At 64.0% G+C, this 23,626-nt stretch carries 20 protein-coding genes; 15 read left to right on the forward strand and 5 right to left on the reverse strand.

The features are described 5' to 3' along the window. The first annotated feature begins 19 nt into the window (after positions 1–19). From F757_RS0109825 to F757_RS0109875, 8 genes are all read left to right on the forward strand, one after another. Positions 20–544 carry a GNAT family N-acetyltransferase gene (locus F757_RS0109825; RefSeq protein WP_027211243.1) on the forward strand — a complete coding sequence of 175 codons (525 nt, stop codon included), beginning with the start codon at positions 20–22 and terminating at the stop codon, positions 542–544. A 33-nt stretch (positions 545–577) separates the two neighbouring features. Then, a complete protein-coding gene (locus F757_RS0109830; protein WP_027211244.1) occupies positions 578–1,369 on the forward strand; it encodes a TatD family hydrolase in 792 nt (263 codons plus the stop codon). Positions 1,370–1,414: 45 nt separating this feature from the next. Then, positions 1,415–2,161, forward strand: a complete 747-nt coding sequence (locus F757_RS0109835; RefSeq protein WP_027211245.1) for an ankyrin repeat domain-containing protein — start codon at positions 1,415–1,417, stop codon at positions 2,159–2,161. 157 nt (positions 2,162–2,318) lie between these two features. After that, on the forward strand, positions 2,319–2,675 hold the full coding sequence (locus tag F757_RS0109840; protein ID WP_007181973.1) for a Rap1a/Tai family immunity protein: 357 nt from the start codon (positions 2,319–2,321) through the stop codon (positions 2,673–2,675). Between the two features lie 645 nt (positions 2,676–3,320). Continuing rightward, positions 3,321–4,589 (forward strand): mechanosensitive ion channel family protein, encoded by a 1,269-nt coding sequence (locus F757_RS0109860; protein ID WP_027211246.1) that lies wholly within the window; start codon positions 3,321–3,323, stop codon positions 4,587–4,589. A 340-nt stretch (positions 4,590–4,929) separates the two neighbouring features. Then, positions 4,930–6,339, forward strand: a complete 1,410-nt coding sequence (gene otsA / locus F757_RS0109865) for an alpha,alpha-trehalose-phosphate synthase (UDP-forming) (RefSeq protein ID WP_027211247.1) — start codon at positions 4,930–4,932, stop codon at positions 6,337–6,339. A gap of 100 nt (positions 6,340–6,439) precedes the next feature. Further along, entirely contained in the window at positions 6,440–7,603 is a 1,164-nt protein-coding gene (locus F757_RS0109870) for an AAA family ATPase (protein WP_027211248.1), read from the forward strand. Between the two features lie 252 nt (positions 7,604–7,855). Further along, positions 7,856–8,923 carry a glycosyltransferase family 4 protein gene (locus F757_RS0109875; RefSeq protein ID WP_027211249.1) on the forward strand — a complete coding sequence of 356 codons (1,068 nt, stop codon included), beginning with the start codon at positions 7,856–7,858 and terminating at the stop codon, positions 8,921–8,923. Between the two features lie 387 nt (positions 8,924–9,310). On the opposite strand, the gene F757_RS0109880 is transcribed toward F757_RS0109875, so the two are convergent. The 3 genes from F757_RS0109880 to F757_RS0109890 form a co-directional block, all read right to left on the reverse strand. Next, entirely contained in the window at positions 9,311–9,898 is a 588-nt protein-coding gene (locus F757_RS0109880) for a BPSL1445 family SYLF domain-containing lipoprotein (protein ID WP_013339237.1), read from the reverse strand. Positions 9,899–10,267: 369 nt separating this feature from the next. Then, complete coding sequence (locus F757_RS0109885) at positions 10,268–10,720, reverse strand: hypothetical protein (RefSeq protein ID WP_027211250.1); 453 nt, start codon at positions 10,718–10,720, stop codon at positions 10,268–10,270. A 289-nt stretch (positions 10,721–11,009) separates the two neighbouring features. After that, positions 11,010–11,303 carry a PsiF family protein gene (locus tag F757_RS0109890; RefSeq protein WP_013339239.1) on the reverse strand — a complete coding sequence of 98 codons (294 nt, stop codon included), beginning with the start codon at positions 11,301–11,303 and terminating at the stop codon, positions 11,010–11,012. A 467-nt stretch (positions 11,304–11,770) separates the two neighbouring features. On the opposite strand from F757_RS0109890, the gene F757_RS0109895 reads away from it, so the two are divergent. Together F757_RS0109895 and F757_RS0109900 are read left to right on the forward strand one after the other, a co-directional pair. Beyond that, a complete protein-coding gene (locus F757_RS0109895) occupies positions 11,771–12,067 on the forward strand; it encodes a YciI-like protein (protein ID WP_027211251.1) in 297 nt (98 codons plus the stop codon). A gap of 646 nt (positions 12,068–12,713) precedes the next feature. Then, a complete protein-coding gene (locus F757_RS0109900) occupies positions 12,714–14,228 on the forward strand; it encodes a transposase (protein ID WP_027211252.1) in 1,515 nt (504 codons plus the stop codon). A 144-nt stretch (positions 14,229–14,372) separates the two neighbouring features. Here the strand turns inward: F757_RS0109900 and F757_RS0109905 are convergent, their stop codons facing one another. Together F757_RS0109905 and F757_RS35740 are read right to left on the reverse strand one after the other, a co-directional pair. Continuing rightward, the gene (locus F757_RS0109905; RefSeq protein WP_027211253.1) at positions 14,373–15,938 is read right to left on the reverse strand and encodes a mannose-1-phosphate guanylyltransferase/mannose-6-phosphate isomerase; all 1,566 of its coding nucleotides are present in this window, start codon (positions 15,936–15,938) and stop codon (positions 14,373–14,375) included. A 153-nt stretch (positions 15,939–16,091) separates the two neighbouring features. Beyond that, positions 16,092–16,472, reverse strand: coding sequence for a hypothetical protein (locus tag F757_RS35740; RefSeq protein ID WP_198021374.1), 381 nt, complete (start codon positions 16,470–16,472; stop codon positions 16,092–16,094). 135 nt (positions 16,473–16,607) lie between these two features. On the opposite strand from F757_RS35740, the gene F757_RS0109910 reads away from it, so the two are divergent. The 5 genes from F757_RS0109910 (at position 16,608) to F757_RS0109930 (ending at position 23,593) form a co-directional block, all read left to right on the forward strand. Beyond that, a complete protein-coding gene (locus F757_RS0109910; RefSeq protein ID WP_027211254.1) occupies positions 16,608–18,005 on the forward strand; it encodes an undecaprenyl-phosphate glucose phosphotransferase in 1,398 nt (465 codons plus the stop codon). 31 nt (positions 18,006–18,036) lie between these two features. Further along, the gene (locus F757_RS0109915) at positions 18,037–19,485 is read left to right on the forward strand and encodes a UDP-glucose dehydrogenase family protein (RefSeq protein WP_027211255.1); all 1,449 of its coding nucleotides are present in this window, start codon (positions 18,037–18,039) and stop codon (positions 19,483–19,485) included. Between the two features lie 214 nt (positions 19,486–19,699). After that, complete coding sequence (locus tag F757_RS0109920) at positions 19,700–20,140, forward strand: arsenate reductase/protein-tyrosine-phosphatase family protein (protein ID WP_027211256.1); 441 nt, start codon at positions 19,700–19,702, stop codon at positions 20,138–20,140. Next, positions 20,134–21,351 carry a polysaccharide biosynthesis/export family protein gene (locus F757_RS0109925; RefSeq protein WP_027211257.1) on the forward strand — a complete coding sequence of 406 codons (1,218 nt, stop codon included), beginning with the start codon at positions 20,134–20,136 and terminating at the stop codon, positions 21,349–21,351. Before F757_RS0109920 ends, F757_RS0109925 begins: the two co-directional genes overlap by 7 nt. Positions 21,352–21,394: 43 nt before the next feature. Beyond that, entirely contained in the window at positions 21,395–23,593 is a 2,199-nt protein-coding gene (locus F757_RS0109930; RefSeq protein WP_027211258.1) for a polysaccharide biosynthesis tyrosine autokinase, read from the forward strand. Positions 23,594–23,626 lie beyond the last annotated feature (33 nt).

The following is a 23,626-nucleotide window of genomic DNA, read 5'->3' on the forward strand; positions in this document are numbered from 1 at the left end:
ATCTCAAACTGAACGCACCATGAGCCTGTCCTACCGCGATGCCACGCCCGACGATCTGCCCGCCATCGTCGCCATTTACAACTCGACGGTCGCCTCCCGCCAGGTGACCGCCGACCTCGAGCCCGTCAGCGTCGAGAGCCGGGTCGCGTGGTTTCACGCGCATGGGCCGCACAAGCGCCCGCTGTGGGTGGTCGAAGACGCCGGGCAGCCGGGCCGCGTGATCGCATGGCTCAGCTTTTCGGACTTTTACGGCCGTCCGGCCTATCAGCGCACCGCAGAGGTCAGCATCTATCTCGACGAACGCGCGCGTGGCAAGGGCCTTGGCAAGCAATTGCTGGCTGCGTCGCTTACGGCGGCGCCGGCGCTTGGCATCGACACGGTGCTCGGCTTTATCTTCGGCCACAACGAGGCGAGCCTGCGCCTCTTTCGCGGTTTCGGCTTTGACACGTGGGGGTCGCTGCCGCGCGTGGCCGTGCTCGACGGCGTGGAGCGCGATCTGGTGATCCTCGGCAAGCGCCTCGACGCCCCCGCCGCGGCCGGTTGATCCGCTTCAGGTACCCATTTGCAGGACACCACCATGTTTGTCGATTCGCACTGTCACATCAATTTCGAAGGACTCGCCGAGCGCCTGCCGCAAGTGCTCGAGAATATGCGCAGCCACTCGGTCACGCATGCGCTGTGCGTGTCGGTCGATCTGGAAACGCTGCCGTCCGTGCTCGACATCGCCAGCCGGTACGAGAACGTGTACGCGTCGGTGGGCGTGCATCCGGACCACGAGCACATGCGCGAACCGGCCGTCGCGGAGCTGGTCGAACTCGCGCAGCACCCCAAGGTCGTCGCGATCGGCGAAACGGGCCTCGACTATTACCGTCTGGAAGGCCGCTCGATTGCCGACATGGAATGGCAGCGCGAGCGCTTTCGCAACCACATTCGCGCGGCGCATGCTACTGGCAAGCCGCTCATCATCCACACGCGGGCGTCGTCGGAAGACACCCTGCGCATCATGGCCGAGGAGCGCGCGAGCGAGCCGGGCGGCGTCATGCATTGCTTCACCGAGCCGTGGGCGGTGGCCCAGCAGGCGCTGGCGCAGAACTTCTACATCTCGCTGTCGGGCATCGTCACGTTCAAGAGCGCGACCGACGTGCAGGACGTGGCGCGCCGGGTGCCGCTGGAGCGCCTGCTGATCGAAACCGATTCGCCGTATCTCGCGCCCGTGCCGTATCGCGGCAAGCCCAATGAACCTGCGTACGTGAGTTATGTCGGACGTTTCATCGCGCAACAACGCGACATGGCCGACGAGGCGCTCGCCGCCGCGACGACGCAGAACTTCTTCCGCCTGTTCAGAATTCCGGCTCCGGCCGGCGTCTAGAATCAAGCAGAATCAATAGGATAGGGCAGGACTCTAAAGTAGAACATGATGAATAATCCGACATTCACCCACGCATTGCATTCGCGCACGACGCGCCTCACCAAAGGTTCGCCTGTGCGCCGTCGTTTCTCGCGCGCCGCCGTGGCAGCGACGCTTGCGTGCGCCGCGCTGGCCTCGCTCTTCGCCGTTCCAGTGGCGGCCATAGCCGCGCCGATCGACTCGCTGATCAAGTCGGTCAAGTTCGACGATGTCGACGGCGTCAGGAAAATGCTCGCCAAAGGCATGGACCCGAACAGCGTCGACAATTACGGCATGCCGCTGCTGGTGCTGGCCGCGCGCGAGAAGTCCGACAAGGTGGGCGCGTTGCTGCTCGCGAACCCAAAGACCAACGTCGAGATTGAGGACAAGGCCGGCGAAAACGCGATGATGATGGCGGCGCTGAACGGCGACCTGGACTTCGTCAAGCAATTGATCGCCAAAGACGCCGAGGTCAACAAGAAGGGTTGGGCGCCGCTGCACTACGCGGCCGCGAACGGTCACGACGACATCGTGAAACTGCTGCTCGATAACTCCGCGTACGTGGACGCCGGTTCGCCCAACGGCACCACGCCGCTGATGATGGCCGCGCGCGGCGGGCACGTGTCCACGGTCAAACTGCTGCTCGACAACGGCGCGGATCTGACAGTGAAGAATCAGATCGGCCTGACGGCGCTCGACTTCGCGAAGACCTACAAGGAGCCGGACGTGGTCGAAGGTCTGACCGCGCGCCTGCAACAGATGCAGCAGAAGTAAAGGCGCACGTTTCGCCCCTTATTGCCTGAAGATAGCGGCGCGTGCCTGCTGCCGCGCCGGAAAACAGTGCAGAATGACGGTTTTGGCGCGCCCCTCGTGCGCGCTCCGTCCGATGCGGCAACAGACCGCCTGATAAACGACCCTGGAAAGGAACACCATGCTGCGGGCTTTGATTTTCGCCAGCGCGTTTGCCGTACCGTTATCGGCGGCCGCGTTTACGGGAGGCGACCTCAACAAGCTGTGCACGAAGACCGACGTGGCCTCGCGCAGTGCGTGCGCCGCCTACATCGAGGGTGCCGCCGACGGCATCTTCAATACCATTGATGCGATTGGCGGCACCACCGGCCCGCGCGTCGGCCAGTATTTCTGCTTGCCTCAGGACGCGCGTTCGGCGCAATTGACCGACGCGGTGCGCAAGTACATCGCCGAAAATCCGAACGTGGCGGGATACAACGCGAGCACGGCGATTTCGCTCGGGCTCGGCAAGGCGTTTCCTTGTAAGAGCGGGAGCTAAACTGATCCGAAGCTGAGCGCAGGCGGCTCGCGCGCTTTGCGGCGGGCTGTCAGCATCAGTTATTGCATTGGCTCGACGAGTTGGGTGGCGCACCGCGTGCGGGTTTGTTGTTCGACTCGCTGGTTTGGCCGGTTCGTTGGTTTGGCCGGTTCGTTGGTTTGATCGGTTCGTTGGTTGATTGGTTTGATTCGTTTGATTCGTTTGATTCGTTTGTTTGACTGGGTCGCTCGTTTGGCCCGTTCGTTGGTTTGATCCGTTCGTTTGCGTGCGTTTTAACGGTTGTTCACAGTTTCGTCGCGTGAGCCTGCATTCCCGGGCACGCGTTCAACATGATGAGCCGGGGCACCGCCGCTCGCGGTTGCGGCCGGCTCGCTGGCGGGGCGCATGGTTCGCTCCGCGCCCTGCGCCGAGCGCTTCATGTGCGCTTTAGTCGTGCTCCGGTTGCGCTTCGCTGGGCTCGATCCCGCCCGGTTGCCCGGGTTGCCCGGGTTGCGCTTCTTCGAGCCCTTGCGCGGAACTACGGTTCCGCGCCGTTACGCGGGCGTGCCGGCCGACTGTATCGCGCCGCGCGCATTGTCCCCGTGCCGTCGCCGCGCAATGCGCGGCCGGCCCATCCACATTCAAGCGAGGAGGAAACGGTCCTACATGGCTTTTCTCGATCGACTCGACCAGTTGGATCACATCGCCGAAGCTCCGCTGCACACCTGGCCTGGCGCGTTGCTGGTCTCGCTCATCGCGGGACTGATCGCCGTCGGCGTGCACCGCGTGGGCGCGCGCATCGTGACCCGCATCGCCCGGCCTTATCCGCTCACCAGTGTCGTGCTGCGCTATATCGAGAAACCGGCGCTGTTCGTGCTGCTGATCGTTGCGCTCGAAGCCGTCTGGTGGGAAGCGCCCGACACGCTCACCTTCATCGCGCCGCTACGCGACGCTGCGGCGATCGCGCTGATCGGCGCGCTGACCTGGCTCTCCGTGCGTTCGGCGGCAGCTATCGGCGAGGCGATCATTCAGGCTCATCCGCTCGATACTGCCGACAATCTGCATGCGCGCCGCATCCACACGCAGGCGAGAGTGCTGGCGCGCTCGGTCATGCTGGTGATCGTGATTGTCGGCGTCGGCGGCGCGCTGATGACGTTTCCGAACGTGCGCCAGATCGGCGCGAGCCTGCTGGCGTCCGCCGGCGTGGCCGGTCTGGTCGCCGGTATTGCGGCGCGGCCGGTGCTTGGCAACCTGATCGCGGGTTTGCAGATCGCGCTGTCGCAGCCGATCCGCCTTGACGACGTGGTGGTGATTCAGGGCGAGTGGGGGCGTATCGAGGAAATCACCGGAACCTATGTGTCGGTGCGTTTGTGGGATCAGCGGCGGCTGATCGTGCCGTTGCAGTGGTTTATCGAAAACCCGTTTTCCAACTGGACGCGCAGTAGCTCGCAGATCATCGGCACAGTGTTTCTTTACGTCGATTACCGGATGCCGCTCGCGCCGTTGCGCGAGGAACTGGCACGCATCGTCGAGGCGGCGCCCGAGTGGGACCGGCGCGTGCAGGTGCTGCAGGTTACCGAGGGCACCGAGCGCTCGATGCAGTTGCGCGCACTCGTCAGTTCCCTCGATTCGGGGCTGAACTGGGATTTGCGTTGCCGCGTGCGCGAGGGGCTGATCGACTTTATCCAGAAGCACTATCCGCAGTATCTGCCGCGCTCGCGCGCGGAGGTGTCTGCGGAACTGGAGAACGTGGTGCACGGCAAGGGCGAGCCGCTCGATTGGGTGCCGCGCCGCGCGCGCACCCCGGCCGGCAGCACCGCGGCGCATACCGAGGCGGACCCGGTGGCAAGCCGCCCAGGTCCGGCGCCCACGTCGGCTTCCGGGGCCAGGTCCGCTTCCACTGCATCGCCCCATAACGTGAAGGAAACTGCCTGATGCGCGGCACGAAGTCGTGCGACGCCGGAGCGGAAGGGGCTGAACGGGCGGTTGGACGAGGCGGCTGAACAAACCGGCGAATGAGGCGGCTAACGAAGCAGCGCACGCCACGGCACGTCACGGTGGGCCCGCTGAAAGGCGGACGCCACGCGCATCGAGCTCTGGCCGGATGGCGAGCCGATGCAACCGATCGTTCTTCAAAGGGTCGAACCAACCACTCACTGTATCAACCATGCGCGGCATGGCGTGCACCATGCGAGAAGTTTCCGGCGTCCGCTGTGTGGCGGGCGTTGGCTGCACCCTGGCGGATGCCGCGCAAAAAACAAGGAGGACTTGCAACATGGGCCGACTGATCGTCGTGTCGAATCGCGTCGCAACGCCGACGGAAACCAAAGGATCGGCGGGCGGCCTCGCCGTCGGCGTGTTCGGCGCGCTGAAGGACGCGGGAGGCGTGTGGTTCGGCTGGAGCGGCGACGTGGTCAGCGAGACCGTTGCCAATGCCGGGCCCACACTGGAACAGGACGGCGCAGTCACCTTTGCGACCGTCGGCCTCACGCGCAAGGACTACGACCAGTACTACCGCGGCTTTTCGAATGCCACGCTGTGGCCGGTATTCCACTACCGCAACGACCTCGCCCGCTACGAGCGCGAGGAGTACGCCGGCTACCGGCGGGTCAACGCGTGGCTCGCGCACAAGCTCATCAAGCTGCTCGAGCCCGACGACGTGATCTGGATTCACGACTACCATCTGATCCCGTTCGCCGAGGCCTTGCGCAGCGAAGGCATTACGAACCGCATCGGCTTTTTCCTGCACATTCCGTTTCCGTCGCCGCAGATCCTGCTCAACATTCCGCCTCACGAAGAGCTGGTGAAGTCGCTGTCCTGCTACGACCTGCTGGGATTTCAGACCGCAACCGACGAACAGGCCTTCCACGACTACGTGACCCGCCACGCGCGCGGCACGGTGTCGAACGGCATGGTGGAAGCGTTTGGCCGCAAGCTGCGCACGGGCGTCTACCGCATCGGCGTGTTTCCCGACGAAATTGCCGAGCAGGCCAAGCGCTATGAAAGCCGTCAGCACGTGCTCGATCTGAAGCAGAGCCTGGAAGGCCGCAAGCTGATCATGAGCGTGGACCGGCTCGATTATTCAAAAGGGCTGGTTGAACGTTTCCGCGCCTTCGAGCATTTGCTGGAGCGCTCGCCCGAATGGCGCGGCAACGTCACGCTCGTGCAGATCGCGCCGCCTACACGTTCGGACGTGGCGACATACCAGAAGATCCGCCAGGACCTCGAGTACGAAGCAGGGCGCATCAACGGGCGCTATTCCGGCCTCGACTACACGCCGATCCGGTATCTGAACCAGCAGTACGACCGCTGGAAACTGATGTCGCTGTTTCGCGAGTCGCAGATCGGCTTTGTCACGCCCTTGCACGACGGCATGAATCTCGTCGCGAAGGAATACGTCGCCGCGCAGAACCCCGACGATCCGGGCGTGCTCGTGCTGTCCATTTTCGCGGGCGCGGCGGCCGAGTTGACGGGCGCGCTGCTCGTCAATCCGCATGATGCGATCGGCATGTGCGAGGCCTTGCAGCGCGCGCTGCAAATGCCGCTGGACGCGCGCCAGCGTCGTCACGAGATCAACATGGCGGCGCTGCGCAAGAACGATCTGGGCGTGTGGCGCGACAGCTTCCTGCACGACCTGCGCAGCGTGCCGTTGCAGAGGCCGGCCACGGGCGGCGGGCACCGCTGATGAGCGGAGCCCGGCGTACAAACGCGAGCGCGCTCGCGAGCAGCCTGTCCGCTCACGCCGCGCGCGCGGATTGCTGGCGTTCCACTTTGCAGGTGGCCGCATGCTGAGCGCGCTTGCCATCGCCGGTTACCGGTCCCTGCGCGAACTGATCGTGCCGCTCGGGCGGCTGAACGTCATTACCGGCGCGAACGGCAGCGGCAAGTCGAGCGTCTACCGTTCACTGCGTCTGCTCGCCGACACGGCGCGCGGCGGCGTGATCACCTCGCTCGCGCGCGAAGGCGGCTTGCCGTCGACCTTATGGGCCGGCCCGGAACGCTTTTCGCGCAGCATGCTGAGCGGCGAATCCGAAGTGCAGGGCACGCGGCGCAGTACACCGGTCAGCTTGAGGCTCGGCTTCGCCGGCGAACGGTTCAGTTATGCGATCGATCTTGGTTTCCCGATTCCGGATACCAGCCGCTTCGTGCTGGACCCCGTCATCAAGCGGGAATGCATCTGGAGCGGGCCCGTGCTGCGGCCGTCCGCGTTGCTCGTCGACCGGCAGGGCGCTGCGCTGCGCACGCGCGACGAAACGGGCGCCTGGCAAACGGTGCCGCAGCCGGTCGCCAGCTTCGACAGCATGATGACCGAGTTCGCCGACCCGCGCAGCGCGCCTGAAATGATCGCGGTGCGCGAGCAGATCCGGGCGTGGCGCTTTTACGATTACTTCCGGACCGATGCCAATGCGCCGGCGCGCATGCCGCAAGTCGGCACGCATACGCCGGTGCTTTCCGACGACGGCGCCGACCTCGCCGCCGCGTTGCAGACCATCCGCGAGATCGGCAATCCCGTGGCGCTCGACGCCGCCATCGACGACGCGTTCCCCGGCTCGCGCCTTGATATCGCGGTGCAGGACGGTCGCTTCGAAGTGCTGATGCAGCAGCATGGCCTGCTGCGTCCGCTAAAGGGCGCGGAGTTGTCGGACGGAACCTTGCGCTATCTGTTGCTGGTGGCCGCGCTGCTCACGCCGCGTCCGCCGGCGCTGCTGGTGTTGAACGAGCCGGAAACCAGTCTGCATCCCGATCTGCTGCCGGCGCTCGCGCGCCTGATCGCGCAAGCCGCTGCGCATTCGCAGGTGCTGGTGGTCTCGCACGCGGCGCGGCTGATCGCAGCGCTCGAGCGAGAGGAGGCGAGCGAGTCGCTGGTGCTGGAAAAGCACTTTGGCGAAACACGTCTTGTGGATGCCGACGAACGTGACATGCCGGCGTGGAAATGGCCGTCGCGCTGAATTACGCGGCGCGCGATGCGGCGGTTATTTCGTGGCCCGGTGGCTTGTAAGCTAAATGTAACAGCCCCCATCAAATGCAATATGGGGCGCTTTTTAAGTCCTGCCAGGGAATAATGCTCCGATGCCAGCCGCGCTCGCGTGCGGCCACCGTGCATTGATCGTAGACCGGCGCTCGCCAGGGCGCCGCTGACGGCACCGCACAGCGACCTCGGCAGTGGCCGTGGCGCGAGCCGTCAGTTCACGGAGACAACTATGAAGATTGCGCAGATCGCCCCGTTGACCGAGTCCGTGCCGCCAAAGTTGTATGGCGGCACCGAGCGCGTCGTGTCGTACATTACCGAAGCGCTGGTGGAACTCGGCCACGACGTGACGCTGTTCGCAAGCGGCGACTCCGTTACCAGTGCGAAGCTCGAACCCGTGTGGCCGCGCGCGCTGCGGCTCGACCCGGGCATTCGCGACCGGGTAGCGCCGCACATGCTGCTGATGGAACTGGTGCGCCGCCAGGCCGAGCAATTCGATGTCCTGCATTTTCACCTCGACTATTACTCGTTCTCGGTGTTCCAGCGCCAGGACACCCCTTTCGTCACGACCATGCACGGCCGCCTCGACTTGCCCGAGCAGCAGCCGGTGTTCGATACGTTCCATTCCGCGCCGGTCATTTCCATTTCGAATGCGCAGCGCCATCCGCTGCCGCAGGCGCGCTGGCTGACCACCGTCTATCACGGCCTGCCCGAGCAGCTGTATACGCCGCAGCCGGTCGAGCAGAAGTACCTCGCATTTCTTGGCCGTATCTCGCCGGAAAAGCGCGTCGACACGGCTATCCGCATTGCAGGGCGCTGTGGCATGCCCATTCGCATCGCCGCCAAGGTGGACGCCGCGGATCGCGAATATTTCGAGCGCGAAATCCGGCCGCTGCTGGACCTGCCGTATGTCGAATTCATCGGCGAGATTGCGGATCATCAGAAGGCCGAATTTCTTTCGGGTGCGCATGCGCTGCTGTTTCCGATCGACTGGCCGGAGCCGTTCGGCCTCGTGATGATCGAGGCGATGGCGTGCGGCACGCCGGTCGTGGCGTTCAATCGCGGTTCGGTGCCCGAGGTGCTCGAAGACGGGCTGACGGGCTTTATCGTCGAAGACGAAATTGGCGCGGTGGCGGCCGTCAATCGCCTGCACAGGATGCCGCGCGCGGGCGTGCGGCAGCGCTTCGAGGAACGCTTCACGTCGCACCGCATGGCGCAGCAATATGTCGATGCGTATCAGTCGGTGATTCGCGCGCAGAAACGTTCGCGCTTCAAGGTGGTGGATAGCTCCGGGCGATGAGCCCGGCGGCAGACGGGCGGGCTCCGGCAAGGTCGGCTTGCACGGCGGCGCCCGATGAATAGTGAGTCAGGGCCGGCGCTCGCGATGAGCACCGGCCTTGCTGCGAGAGGTTCTGGTCGTGACCCGGTGTGGTCCCGGCCGTTGCGCGGGTTGCGCCGCGACGGGCCAGAGAAAACCGGGCGCCTAACGACGGACCGCGATGCGACGCTCGTGGTCGGAAAAGGGCGCCCCTGCGAATACGGTCCAACGCTGGCGAATGCTGGCGAATGCGGCCAAACGCTGGCCAACGCGGGCACTAGCCCGGTGGCCCGGGCCACTAAGTGCCCGCTTCAGCCGCGGGGCGAGGCCGCCAACGCAACCCGCCCGCTCAGCCTTCAGTTTTCAGCCTTAAATCTTCAGGCGCGTAACCTTCGTACCTTGCAAGGACAGGTCGCCCATCAACCCGGCGTTGGTCAGCACGAATACCTCCACAGGTGCCGTCGCCGTGTTCGTATCGATTGCGCCGTTCGCACCCATTTTCACGAGCGCGACGGATGCGTCGCCGCCCACCGACCAGCCGTCCGCGTTGCGGAATTTGTCGAGTGCGTCCTGCGTCATGAACAGGAAAATGATGGCCTTCGACTGCGCGCCGGCCTGCAGCCCGAACGAGCCGGAAATCGTGCTGTAGTAGCCGACGCTGGTGCCGGCCACACGCAGCGCGCCTTCGCCGTACTGGCCGCCGACAATGAAGCCCGCCTGCAGCACCGACGGGAACACGAGCACGCCGCGCGCCTTGGCAACCAGTTCGCGCGAACCCTTCACGGTCGTGTACAGCCGCGACATTGTGCCGTCGACGTCCGCGTCGATCGAGCGGCGTTTGGACGAATCGGTAGCGGCCGTGTCGCGGCCGCCGGTGTTAGTCGTACATCCGGCGAGAGCAAGGCCTCCGAAAGCGAGCGCAGCGGTTGTCTTCAACATGAAGTGTCGTCTTTGCATCGTTTTTCTCCGTATGGTTCCGGGGCGCAACCGCGAGAAAATCGCGCGGGTGCCTTTGAGTTATATCACACGGGGCGCTAAAAGGCGCCCTCGCTCGTGAGGCGAAAAGCCTTATGTGACGGGGCTTTGCGGGAGATCGAAAAGAGCCGGCTGTAAATTTGACCGGCCCCGTGGTGGCCCGCGCGGGCTGTGCGGGAGCGTGGTCGAGCGGGCTTCCGCGCGGCGCGCCTCGCGCGGCCGGGGCGCAGACTAAGGCACGCGAAAAGCGCGCCGTGGTCCATTTTTTACCGACTCGGGCCTGCTGCATTTCGCCCTGGCGTCGCGAGGAAAGTGTTGCCTCCGCGCCGCACAGAGAGGCGCGCGGGCGAACTAACCGCCGTGATTCGCAGGACTCTTGACCGGCGGCGGCCGCCGCAGAGCGCGGCGCACTGCGCCGATCAGCACGCCGATGAAGAGCAGAGCGAGCGCCGGCACGATCCAGTAGCCAACGAACGCATGCCAGAGATAGATCATCAGGGTAGAGCGGCGCACGCTGTATTCATTGCGGGCGTCCTGTTGGCGCTGCGCGTTGGCCGCCAATACGTCCGCGGGACAACCGGCCGCTTGCGCCTCGTCGGGCTTGCCGTGGCAACGCGCGGGAGCGCCGGCCGCCCGTTGCGCGTCGGTGAAATTCCAGGTGGTCAGCGCGCGGTCCAGGTCGACGGCGTTGTAGGCCATCTCCTCGCGAATTTCGCTGACTGCAACGATCGCCACGGGCACCGCCCAGAACACGATGACGACCAGCCACCGCCTCAACCAGCGGTTTTTATGCTTCGATACCATCCTTGCCTCCAATCGATGCTTTGCGGCATCAACGACAAGATGGCGGCCCGTATGAATGTTGTGTGGGGTGGGCCGTCTCCGCAGCCATCATAGAAGAAAAACGCCGCGTTCGGGCGAGAGGACCTGGAAGGGAAGCGAAGCGCGCGCTCGAAAGGCGCAAACAGAGAGTGCGAGGGCAACAGGGCAACAGAGCAACAGAGCGCCGTGCGAATGGCGCGCCGCGCCGCGCGAGAAGCACGAGGTGAAAAACGACAAGCCAGAAGCGCGGCGCGCGTGAGAAATACGGCGATCAGTTGGCCGGTGCAGAGGACAGGCAACTCTTCATGAATGCCTTGCGCTCGTCGCCTTTCTTGCCGGTCGCCTGGGCGTTGCACGCCTTCATCTTGTCCTGCTGGCTCATCGGCGCAGCGGCCGGCTTGGCCGAAAGGCAGCTCTTCATGAACGCCTTGCGCTCGTCGCCTTTCTTGTCGCCGGCCTGCTTGTTACAGTCGGCCATTTTGGTCTGCTGGCTGTTCTGGGCGAACGCCGGCGAAACGAGTACGGCGCCGAGTACCATGGCCGCGATTGCGGATTGCATTTTCATGTGACACTCCATCGTTGTGGGTACGTTCTGGTCTTTATGCACGTGGGCGTCGACGGCAACCGGCCCTCGGCAAGTGCATTATGGCAAATGCTGTGTGCATCAACGGGGAAGAGGACGTGCGGGTTGACAGCCGCGCCCGCTCGTTTTCCCTGATGAAGCGGCATGAGCCCGAATGGCATCCCTGAGATGGAGCGAATGCGGACAAGCCATCATGTTATGCATTGCAGATTAAATTGAGCGATGTAAATCGACCGAAATTCGTTGTCGAGGCCGCCAAGGTGCGGCTGAAATTGGCACTGCGCCGTCCGGTTGCCGCCCGAAATTGCTGCGAATGCACATGAATTGCAATTCGTAAGGAAATTCGTAGCAAAAAACCTTAATCGGCAATTCGCCTGTGCGTCGTATCCATATGCCGTCGGGCGTTGCGGTGCTGCGTGGTGAGGTGAACCAACCAGGAGGACTTTCTCATGCACTATCTATTGACCTATGACCTTGTACCGGACTATCTGGAACGGCGCGGCGAGTATCGCGAGGCGCATCTGAAGCTCGCCTGGGCGGCGGCGGAGCGCGGCGAACTGGTGCTTGGCGGCGCGTTGACCGATCCGGTGGATACCGCGGTGCTGCTGTTCAAGGGCGACACGCCTGAATCCGCGCAAGCCTTCGCCAAAGCCGATCCTTATGTGCGGGCGGGCCTTGTGGCACGCTGGCGCGTGCGCGAATGGACCACGGTGGTGGGCGAAAGCGCGACTACGCCAATCAGATAAAACCAGGCGAGGCCCGCTGCAAAGCGGGCAAAAGCCGACGTGCGGCTCGACGCGAGCCGCTTCTTGCGCCTGCGCGCGGCTGCCCACTGCCAGAGTCATGTCATCGTGCGTGGGCCCCCCTCGACTCGATGCGTGCGCAACGAAACGGCGCAGGCGCGCCGACGAGGAGTAAGCGGAATCATTGCTCTGTGCCGCTGTCGAATTCAGTCAGGCGACACGGCACCCTGTGCCGTGCGCTTGTAGCGATTCCCGGCGCATATCCGCAGCGCTTTTGCCGCTCTATTTGCCGGCTCTTACGGCATGCAATAACAATTTCGGCGCTATCGCAGGAAGCATTTCCGTTACGGCATGACGTGAATTAACGGAGTGAAAAGCACAAGTTTGTTTCTATCCGTAACACTTGTCTCAACGATATTCACGCAAACCCTGGGGATGGTATGCTTCGTGCACAATTCTCCCATGCACGAGTGAGACCACGTTTTGTGCTTCGCAATAGGGATAAACCGCACTGACTCAGGGCGGCGGTGACCAGCCAACAAAACGTACAAAACATATTTGTGCAACCGAGGGCGACACACGGATCGTGAGGGCTGAATCCGTGGTCCGCCCAAAGCCGCGGCCCGGCCAGGCTGCGTGGAGAAAAACCATGTTTTTCGATGAGCTAAGCAATGACGAATGGGCGCTGCTGGCAGCGCTTGTCTCCGATGAGCCGGCCGTCCGTCTGAACCGACGCGGGCGGCCCCGCGCCGACCCACGTGTGGTGGCCAATGCGGTGTTGTGGATCCTCACTACCGGAGAGCCCTGGTCGAAGCTGCCGGGCCGTTATCCGTCGGGTCCCACCTGCCGGCGCCGTTTCGAAGAATGGCAACTGAACGGTACGCTGCTGGAAATGGTCCGGCTTCTGTCCAGGACCGGCCGCAAGTTCGCGTATGTTCCTCAACCGGCGCCGCCCGTCGCGGCCAAACCGGCTACGCCGGCTGCGGAAGCACCCACCGCGCGCGACGAGAGTCCGCGCGGCGTATCGTGGAAGAGTCCCGAATCATGGCAGGCGCCCGGTACGGGCGGCAACGCGTCCAACGCGCTGCACGCGGCTCAGGCGTCCCAACTGCGGGCCTGGCGTTCGGCTGATCCTATCGCGGACATCACGCGTCAACTGGCAGGCTTCGACCATGGCGCGTCCGCTGCGGCGCAAGCCACACAAGATGCGTCGACCGAACGGGCTGCTCAAGCCGTCCATGTCACCCATGCAGCACATGCACCCGTGCCGCGCGCGCCGGCTCTGCCGACGCCATCCGTTGCTTACGCGCCGCGCCCGCCGCTGCGCGCCGACCTGCGCGCGATGAACGAAGCCGGCGCAGTCGGTGCCGCCATGCAGGGGCTGGATTCGGCCATTGCATCGGCACGCGGAATCTCGGGACACGCGTTGCAGCGCAGCCCGCTGTCGACAAGCCTCGCACCGCGCGGCCGGCAGGTGGCCGAACGCCACGGCTATCTGATCTACGTGGCCGCCGAGCGCGTGCCCAATGCGATGTATCGCGCATGGGCGGAAATCATGAAAGACGGCAAGCGCGTCGAGCGGTCCGGTCTCGTCGGTCCGCGCTTCGCCGACGCAGACTCAGCCGAGCAGTATGCGTTCGAGTGGGCGGCGCAGTGGATCGACCGCGAATGCGCGACGCTGGCGGCTGCGCGAGCAGTTCAGGCAACCCAAGCCCCGGAGGCGGCGCTGCCATTGCGCGCACCGCAGCCACCCGCCATGTCGATGCATGTACCGCTGCACCGGTCCGCGCCGATTGCTCCGATTGCTCCAATTGCTCCGGGCGCGCTGAGCGCATCGGCCGCGTCGACGGCTCACGCGCCCTATGCCGCGCCGCAGGCCGGTTACATGTCGGGCATGCGTCATGTGGCGGAGCAGGTTGCCGTGCATCACGGCGCGCCGTTGCATGGTTCGTTGAATGCGTTTCGTGGCCCGCTGCGTCGTTACGCGGGGGAGCACGCCGTAGGCGCAGTGGCAGGCCCAGTGAACCTGAACGCGGCAAGCAGCCCGGCCGCTGCCGCAACTATCGCCAATGCGGCCAATGCGGCAGCAGCACTCGCAGCAACCGAACGCGACAAGGCGGAGCGTTATCCGTCGCACACAGAACTCATCTCCCACGCGGGATGAGCGCGCAGTACCCCGCGGCTGTGGGAGCAACCGCCGCAGGTTCCCGCTTCATTCGCTGTATTACAACGCTGTCCCAACGCTGTTCCTGCAAGCGACCTGACGTACCAGATTCAGGGCGCAAGCGGCGGTACTGACCGGTGTGCGTTACTGGCGCCCATAAGTGTCGTCGAAGCGCACGATATCGTCTTCGCCGAGATACGAACCGGATTGCACCTCGATCATTTCGAGCGGCATCTTGCCGGGGTTCTCGAGACGATGCGTGACGCCGAGCGGGATATAAGCGGATTCGTTTTCGGAGACGATAAAGCGCTCTTCACCTCGCGTGACGAGTGCAGTGCCGCGCACGACGATCCAATGTTCGGCGCGGTGATGATGCATTTGCAGCGAGAGGCGTGCGCCTGGTTTGACGACAATGCGCTTCACCTGAAAACGCTCACCCGTGTCGACGGAATCATAGTTCCCCCACGGGCGATGCACCTTTCGATGGTTGGCCGCTTCGAGGCCGCCTTCGCTGCGAATGCGGCCCACGATCTTCTTGACGTCCTGCACGCGCGATTTGTCCGCGACGAGAATCGCGTCGGCCGTTTCGACCACCACCAGGTCCTGGGTGCCCACGCAGGCAATCAGGCGTCCTTCTGAATGAGCGAAGGTGGAGGAGGCGCCTTCGAACATCACGCGCCCACGCCCTACGTTGCCGTCCGCGTCTTTCTCGGAGATGTCCCAGATCGCGTCCCATGAGCCCACGTCTGACCAGCCTGCCTGCAAGGGCACGACGACGCCCGCGGCGACGCTCTGATCGTGGCCAAGCTGTTCCATTACCGCGTAGTCGATCGAATTGGAAGGCGACGCGCCGAATGCGTCGCGCTGCAGGCGGAAAAAGTCGCCGTCTGCCTTGCCGCCGGCGTGGGCCGCTTCGCACGCTTCATAGATGGCCGGCTGGAAGTGACGGATCGCCTTGAGCCACGTCGACGCGCGCATGATGAAAATGCCGCTGTTCCACCAGTATTCGCCCGATTCGACATAGCGTTGCGCCAGTTCGAGATGCGGCTTTTCGACAAAGCGGTCGAGCTTGTGCGCGGCGAGCGCAGCAGCGGTATCTGCATGATGCGCGTCCTGTGCTTCATCAGGATTGCCAGGCGTTGCAATGGTTGCGCCGATCCGGATATAACCGTAGCCCGTTTCGGCGCGCGTCGGCACGATGCCCATCGTGACGATCTGGCCCGCCGCCGCATGCTGCACGCCTGCGGCCACAGCCGCATGAAAGCCCTCGGCGTCGGTCACCGCGTGGTCCGCGGGCATGATCACCATAATGCCGTCCTCGTCCTGCGCGGCGACCGACAGCGCGGCCACGGTCAGCGCGGGCGCGGTATCCCGGCCCACCGGTTCGAGAATCAGGCGGGTCGGCTTGCCGATCGTGCGCAACTGCTCGGCGGTCGTAAAGCGCTGTTCTTCGTTCGCCACCACGACGAGCTGGCCGGTCAGCGGATAGCCGGCTTCGAGCCCGTCCAGACGACGCGTGGTGGATTGCAGCAGCGACTCTTCGCCTAGCAGACCGATCAGCTGCTTGGGGTGCTGTTCGCGCGACATCGGCCACAACCTCGTGCCGGAGCCGCCCGCCAGAATCACGGGATGCACCTTCAGTTTGACGTGCGCGCTGAGCGCTTCTGTGGGCCGGGTGTCGGCGGACGTAGCCGTAACCGGAGCTGTCATGATGAACTCCTCGGGACTGGTTGAATGCGTCGAGTTTTATCACGAACATCGAATTCAATAAAAGCGCGTTAAATGAAAACTATATAAGGCGCGCGATAAAGACAGTGGCAGGATGAACAAAAAATGTCGCCGCGAATTTCTAAAAGCAAAAAATTACGGCGAAAAAGAATGGCTAATTTTTTTACGCAGTCCTGTAAGCAGCCACGACCGCCGACAACCCGCCGGGACGCGCCCCTGAATCCGCCCGTCAAGCCTGCCAATCACAGCGAATTCGCTTAAAAATGCAGCAGCCGGACTGTGTTTCCGGTAACAAATGCCGCACAAAATTGTTAAAAAATTCGGCACATTTGACCGATACATTTTGAGATTTTTGCGTCCTTGCGGCGCGAATTTTAATAACGCTTTATTGATGCCTGTAGAAGGACATTCACTCATTCCGAGACACGTTTTTCGCGGGCGGCCGAGCAACCGGTTCAGCAAGGCGGAAAGCGGAATTGCAATTGGCACGGCTTTGATCGGTTGCGCGTCGGGCAATTAATTGCCGACGCGGCTACCGGCGTTGCGTGCGCCGCAGCCGGAGCGGGAACGAGCCTTCTTTTGAACAGCAACCGAGCGGGCAGCCGCCTAACCAACGGGATGGCACTTGACTGACGAACTGAGGGGCAGCGCATGCTGAGCGTTCTATCGAGACTGATCGACATCGCGATGGTCGCGCTCGGCGCCGCCATTGCGGCGGCCGTGCACAGCGGCAAGACGATGTGGCTGGACGATATGCAAAGCGTGTCGCTGGCCTTCGACGTGCTGCTCGTGGTCGTGTTCTTTCCCGCGCTCGGCATTTACCAGTCGTGGCGCGGCAAGCCGCTCTACGACCTGCTGTGCCGCGTCGCGGGCGGCTGGATCATGGTCGAGGTCACCGGCGTGCTGATCAGCTTCAGCCTGCATCGCGCGGACAGTCTGTCGCGGCTGTGGCTCGTCTATTGGGCGCTTGCCACCATCGTGCTGCTGGTCGTGACCAAGGTGATCGTCTACTCGATCCTGCGCGGGCTGCGCCGAGAGGGCTTCAATCAGCGTGCGGTGGCGATTGTCGGCGGCGCGCCGTATGGACGTTTTCTGATCCAGCAGATGCGCAGCCGTCCGGAAGCGGGTTTTAGCCCCGTGGTCGTGTTCGACGAGGACGGCACGATCAACCACTACGAAGACCCCGACGCGCTCGACTCGATAGAAGGCGTGCCGGTCGAGCGCGACTATCAGCGCATGATCCAGCTCGTACGCCAGCGCGCAATTCGCGAGTTGTGGCTCGCGCTGCCGATTTCGAAGGAAAAGGAAATACATCGCATTGTGATGGATCTGCGCAACGACTTCGTGAACATCCGCTTCATTCCGGATGTACGCAGCCTCACGCTTTTCAATCAGCCGATGGTGGAACTACTCGGCGTGCCGGCGATCAATCTGGCTGCCTCGCCGATCACCGATTTGCGCGTGCTGCCCAAGCGCATTTTCGACCGGCTCTTCGCGCTTGCCGCGCTGACCGCGCTCGCGCCGGTCATGCTGGTGATCGCGGTGCTCGTCAAGCTGAGTTCGCCAGGTCCCGTGTTCTTCCGCCAGAAACGCAAGGGTATCGACGGACACGAGTTCGAGATCTACAAGTTCCGCTCGATGCGGGTGCACAAGGAAGAGGCCGGCAAGGTTACCCAGGCCACGCGCCGCGATCCGCGCATTACCGCGGTGGGCGCTTTCCTACGGCGCACGAGCCTCGACGAGTTGCCGCAATTCATCAACGTGCTGCGCGGCGAGATGTCGGTGGTGGGGCCGCGCCCGCATGCGCTCGAACACGACGACATCTACAAGGATCTGGTGAAAGGCTACATGCATCGCTACCGGATCAAGCCGGGCATTACCGGCTGGGCGCAGATCAACGGCTACCGCGGCGAGACCGACCGCATCGAGAAAATGATGGGCCGCGTGAAGCTCGACCTGTACTACATGCAGCACTGGACCTTCTGGCTCGACATCAAGATCGTCGTGCTGACGCTGTGGAAGGGCTTTGTCGGCAGCAATGCATATTGAACACCCACTCAAATTTCCTGCGAGGTAATACATGAACCTGACGATCATAGGTAGTGGCTACGTGGGCCTCGTGACGGGCGCCTGTCTGGCCGACATCGGCCACGACGTGTTCTGTCTCGACGTCGATCAGCGCAAGATCGACGTGCTCAACGGCGGCGGTGTGCCGATTCATGAACCGGGTCTGCAGGAGATCATTGCGCGCAACCGCAAGGCCGGACGCCTGAGCTTTTCCACCGACGTGGAAGCGGCGGTCGCGCACGGCGACATCCAGTTCATCGCAGTGGGCACGCCGTCGGACGAAGACGGCTCGGCGGATCTGCAATACGTGCTCGCCGCGGCGCGCAACATCGGTCGCCATATGACCGGCTTCAAGGTGATCGTCGACAAGTCGACGGTACCGGTCGGCACGGCTTCGCGAGTGCGTGAAGCGATCGCACAGGAGCTTCAGGCGCGCAATCTGAATCACATGTTCTCTGTCGTGTCGAACCCCGAGTTCCTGAAGGAAGGCGCCGCTGTCGAAGATTTCACGCGGCCCGACCGCATCGTGCTCGGCTGCGATGACGACGTGCCGGGCGAAAAGGCGCGCGAGTTGATGAAGCGTCTCTACGCGCCGTTCAATCGCAACCGCGAACGCACGCTGTACATGGACGTGCGCTCGGCGGAGTTCACCAAATACGCGGCGAACGCCATGCTCGCCACGCGCATCTCGTATATGAACGAGCTCGCGAATCTCGCCGATCGCGTCGGCGCGGACATCGAGGCGGTGCGCCGCGGCATCGGTTCGGACCCGCGCATTGGTTACGACTTCCTGTACGCGGGTTGCGGCTACGGCGGTTCGTGCTTCCCGAAAGACGTGCAGGCGCTGATCCGCACGGCCGCCGATCACAACGCTAACCTGCGCATTCTGGAAGCCGTGGAAGCGGTCAACGACACGCAGAAGAAGGTGCTCGGGCAGAAGATCGTCGCGCGTCTGGGCGAGGATCTGTCAGATCGCACGTTCGCCGTGTGGGGCCTCGCATTCAAGCCGAATACCGACGACATGCGCGAAGCGCCGAGCCGCCCGCTGATCGCGGAACTGCTGCGCCGCGGCGCGCGCGTAAAGGCGTACGACCCGGTCGCGATTGACGAATCGAAGCGCGTGTTCGCGCTCGACCTGAAAGAGGTGCCGCAGCAGCATGCGCGGCTTCAGTTCGTGAGCGAAGAGATGGAAGCAGCCGAGGGCGCCGACGCACTCGTGATCCTGACCGAGTGGAAGGTCTTCAAGAGCCCGGACTTCGCCGCGCTGAAAACCATGCTGAAAACGCCGCTCATTTTCGACGGCCGCAACCTGTACGAGCCTGATGCATTGCTCGAACTCGGCATCGAATATCACGCGATCGGGCGGCAGCATGCGCTGCGCAATGCGCCGGCCAGAGTCGGCACAAACGGCGTGCCGGTCATCGAGCCCGCTGCGCTCGCTGCGGCCCAGGCAGGCCACTGAGCTGCCAGGTTGCTGCGCGCGCCGCTTGCATATGCGCTTTCATGTCGGCCTTCATGCCGCCTTCATGCCGCCTTTCGGGTCCGCTCACAGGCACGCCTTCGAGCCCGCTGTCAGGCTCAAGGCCGAGCTGGACGCCCAATGCCGACTGAACCGTACCTGCAAGCGCGCGCGCGAAAGCGCCGCGCCCCACAAGGAGCCCGCCAAGGAGCCCGCCATGTTCGCCAACGTTCTGATTGTCTGCCACGCCAACGTGTGCCGTTCGCCCGCCGCTGAAATGCTGTTCAAGGCGCGCCAGGCGGCGGCGTCGTCCATCGCGTTCCATTCGGCAGGCATTCGTGCGATGAACGGCCAGCGCATGGACCCGCTCATGCGGCGCCTGCTCGCCGAGCGCGGCGTCGCTTCGGGCCCGCATCACTCGCGGCGTCTGGACCGGCAGCTCGTGCGGTCCGCGGATCTCGTGCTCGTGAGCGAGCGCGCGCAGGTGAGCGAGGTCGAAGCGCTCGATCCGGCTTCGCGCGGCAAAGTTTTTCCGCTGGGCAAGTGGGAAGACGTCTGCGATGTCGCCGACCCCCACGGCGGCGAGGAATCCGCTTATCGGGAGAGTCTCGTGCTCATCGAACATCTGGTCATGGGATGGCTGAAAAAAATATGCTGACGAAAACACTCGCTACACACTCCTTCGCACGCGTGCGCGCGCAGCTTCCCGCCACGCTTTTGCTGACGTCCTTTCTGTCGGCCTGCGCAACCGCACCGGGCAACTACCTCGATACGTCGCGCCTGAAAGACGACGGCCAGCACCAGAGCCAGGCCGCCGAAACCTATCCGGTCCACGTGATCGACGCGAGCGTGGTCGCCGCCCAGGCCCAGGCCGAGGCGAACACGCCGCCGCGTCCGCTGCCCACCTCGACGTTCGCCGATCCGTCGCAATACGTCTACCGGCTCTCGCCGCAGGACATTCTCGGCATTACCGTGTGGGATCACCCTGAACTGACCACGCCGCAGGGCAGCACGCTGTCGGCGGGCGGCACCAGCACGCAGACCATCGCGGGCGCGTTGCAGCAGCCGTACACGGCTGCGTTGCCGGGGCAGGCCGATCCGTACGGGCAGACCATTGCCGCCGACGGCACCATCTATTTCCCGTTCGTCGGCCGCATCAAGGCCGCGGGCAAAACCGTCGGCGAGCTGCGCGATCAGCTCGCAAGCGGCCTCGTGCGCTATATCCGCAATCCGCAGGTGGACGTGCGCGTGCTGTCGTATCGCGGCCAGAAAGTGCAGGTCACCGGCGAAGTGAAGACGCCGGGCCCGCTCGCGGTGAGCGACGTGCCGCTCACGCTCGTCGACGCGCTCACGCGCTCCGGCGGCACCACCGCCGACGCCGACATCCAGCGCGTGCGCCTTACGCGCAACAACAAGCTCTACGTGCTCGACGCGAACCGCATGCTCGACAGCGGCGACACCACGCAGAACGTGATGCTGCAAAACGGCGACGTGATCAACGTGCCGGACAGAAGCAACAGCCGCATCTTCGTGATGGGCGAGGTGAAGACACCGATCCAGGTGCCGATGCTCAAAGGCCGCCTGACGATTGCCGACGCGCTCACCCAGGCAGGCGGCATTCTCGACACCGACGCGAACCCGCGCCAGATCTTCGTGATGCGCGGCATGCGCGAGCATCCGACCACGCCCGACGTCTACCGCCTCGACATGACGCAGCCCGACGCAATCATGCTGTCCGCGCAGTTCCAGTTGCAGCCGATGGACGTCGTGTATGTGGGCACCGCCGCATCGACCACGTTCAACCGCGTGTTGCAGCAGGTGTTGCCGAGCGTGCAGACGCTGTTCTACCTGAAACAACTGACGCGCTAACCAGACCCGGGATCGAATTGTGAGCAATCAAATCTCTCCACACATGGCCGGTCCGCTCAGGACCGAAGAAGAGGACGTGGTCCTCGGGCAACTGGTGCAGGTGATCATCGACGACATCTGGTGGCTCATCGCCATCGCGGCAGCGGTCGTCGCGATAGCAGGCGCCTACTGCGTGCTCGCCAAGCCGATCTACTCGGCCGATGCTCACGTGCGCGTCGAGCAGGCCGACAACACGTCGCAGGCGCTCACGCAGACGCAGACCGGCGCGGCGATCAACTCCGGTTCCGGGTCGCTGCCGACCGACGCCGAAATCGAAATCATCAAGAGCCGCGGCGTGGTCGCGCCTGTCGTCGAGCAGATGAAGCTGAACTTCAGCGTCACGCCGAAGACGCTGCCGCTCCTCGGCAGCATCGCGGCGCGCGTCGCGACGCCCGGCGAGCTGGCGCGCCCGTGGCTCGGGCTGACGTCGTATGCGTGGGGCGGCGAAGTGGCCGACGTCGCTTCAATCGACGTGCTGCCCGCGCTCGAAGGTCAGAAGCTGACCATGAAGGCGCTTGAAGGCGGACGTTACGAACTGTATGCGGAGAACGGCGCGCTGCTGTTGCGCGGCCAGGTCGGCCAGCAGGCACAAGGCGGCGGCGTGACCATGCTCGTCAACAAGCTGGTGGCGCGCCCGGGCGAGGAGTTCACCGTGATCCGCGCGAACGACCTCGACGCGATCAGCGCGTTCCAGTCCGCGATCAGCGTGCAGGAGCAGGGCAAGCAGACCGGTGTGATCCAGATCTCGCTAGAGGACAAGAACCCCGAGCACGCCGCGCTCGTCGCCAATGCGCTCGCGCAGTCGTATGTGCGTCAGCACATTTCGAACAAGCAGGCCGACGCGAGCAAGATGCTCGACTTCCTGAAGAGCGAAGAGCCGCGCCTTAAGGCCGACCTCGAGCGCGCCGAGGCCGCGCTCACCGCGTATCAGCGCCAGTCCGGCTCCATCAATGCGAGCGAGGAGGCCAAGGTCTACCTCGAAGGCAGCGTGCAGTACGAGCAGCAGATTGCCGGCTTGCGCCTGCAGATGGCGCAGCTCACCGAGCGCTACGGCGACGACCATCCGATGCTCAAGGCCGCGCGCGAACAGATGGCCGAGTTGCAGGCCCAGCGCGCGAAATACGCGGACCGTTTCCGCGATCTGCCGGCCACCGAAGTGAAAGCCGTGCAATTGCAGCGCGACGCGAAGGTCGCGGAAGACATCTACGTGCTGCTGCTCAATCGCGTGCAGGAACTCTCGGTGCAAAAGGCGGGCACCGGCGGCAACGTGCATATCGTCGACGCCGCACTGCGTCCCGGCTCGCCAGTCAAGCCGAAAAAGGCGCTGATCCTGTCGGCCGCGACGATTCTCGGGCTAATCGCGGGCACCGGCTTTGTGTTCCTGCGCCGCAACATGTTCAAAGGCATCGACGATCCGGAGCATATCGAGCGTGCTTTCCATCTGCCGGTGTTCGGGCTCGTGCCGTTGAGCTCGGAACAGGCGCTGCTCGAGAATGGCTTGCAACGCGGCGGCGAGCGCCTGCGCTCGGTGCTCGCGAATGCGCGGCCGAAGGACGTCACGGTGGAAAGCCTGCGCAGCCTGCGCACCTCGATGCAGTTCACGCTGATGGACGCGAAAAACCGCATCGTCATGCTCACAGGCCCAATGGCGGGCGTCGGCAAGAGCTTCCTCACGGTCAACCTCGCCGTGCTGCTCGCGCATTCGGGCAAGCGCGTCCTGATGATCGACGGCGACATGCGGCGCGGCGTGCTGGAGCGCTATCTGGGAGGCGCGCAGGAAAACGGCCTGTCTGAATTGCTGAGCGGCCAGATCTCGCTCGAAGAGGCGATCCGCACCTCCGAAACCGAGAACCTCAGCTTCATTTCATGCGGGCGCCGTCCGCCGAATCCGTCCGAGCTGCTGATGTCGCCGCGGCTGCCGCAATACCTCGACGGTCTCGCGAAGCGCTACGACGTGATCCTGATCGACACGCCGCCGGTACTCGCCGTGACCGATGCGTCGATTATCGGCGCGTATGCCGGCTCGACGTTCTTCGTGATGCGCTCGGGCATGCACAGCGAAGGCGAAATCATCGACGCGCTCAAGCGCCTGCGTGCAGCCGGCGTGCAGGTGCAGGGCGGCATCTTCAACGGCATGCCGGCGCGGGCTCGCGGCGGCTACGACCGCAGCTACGCGGCGGTCCAGGAATACCTGAGCACCTGAGTGAAGAGGGGGGCGCATGGCGCCCGCTGAAAA

The organism is Burkholderia sp. WSM2232, from assembly GCF_000472545.1.
In the GTDB taxonomy this organism is placed as follows: Bacteria; Pseudomonadota; Gammaproteobacteria; order Burkholderiales; family Burkholderiaceae; genus Paraburkholderia.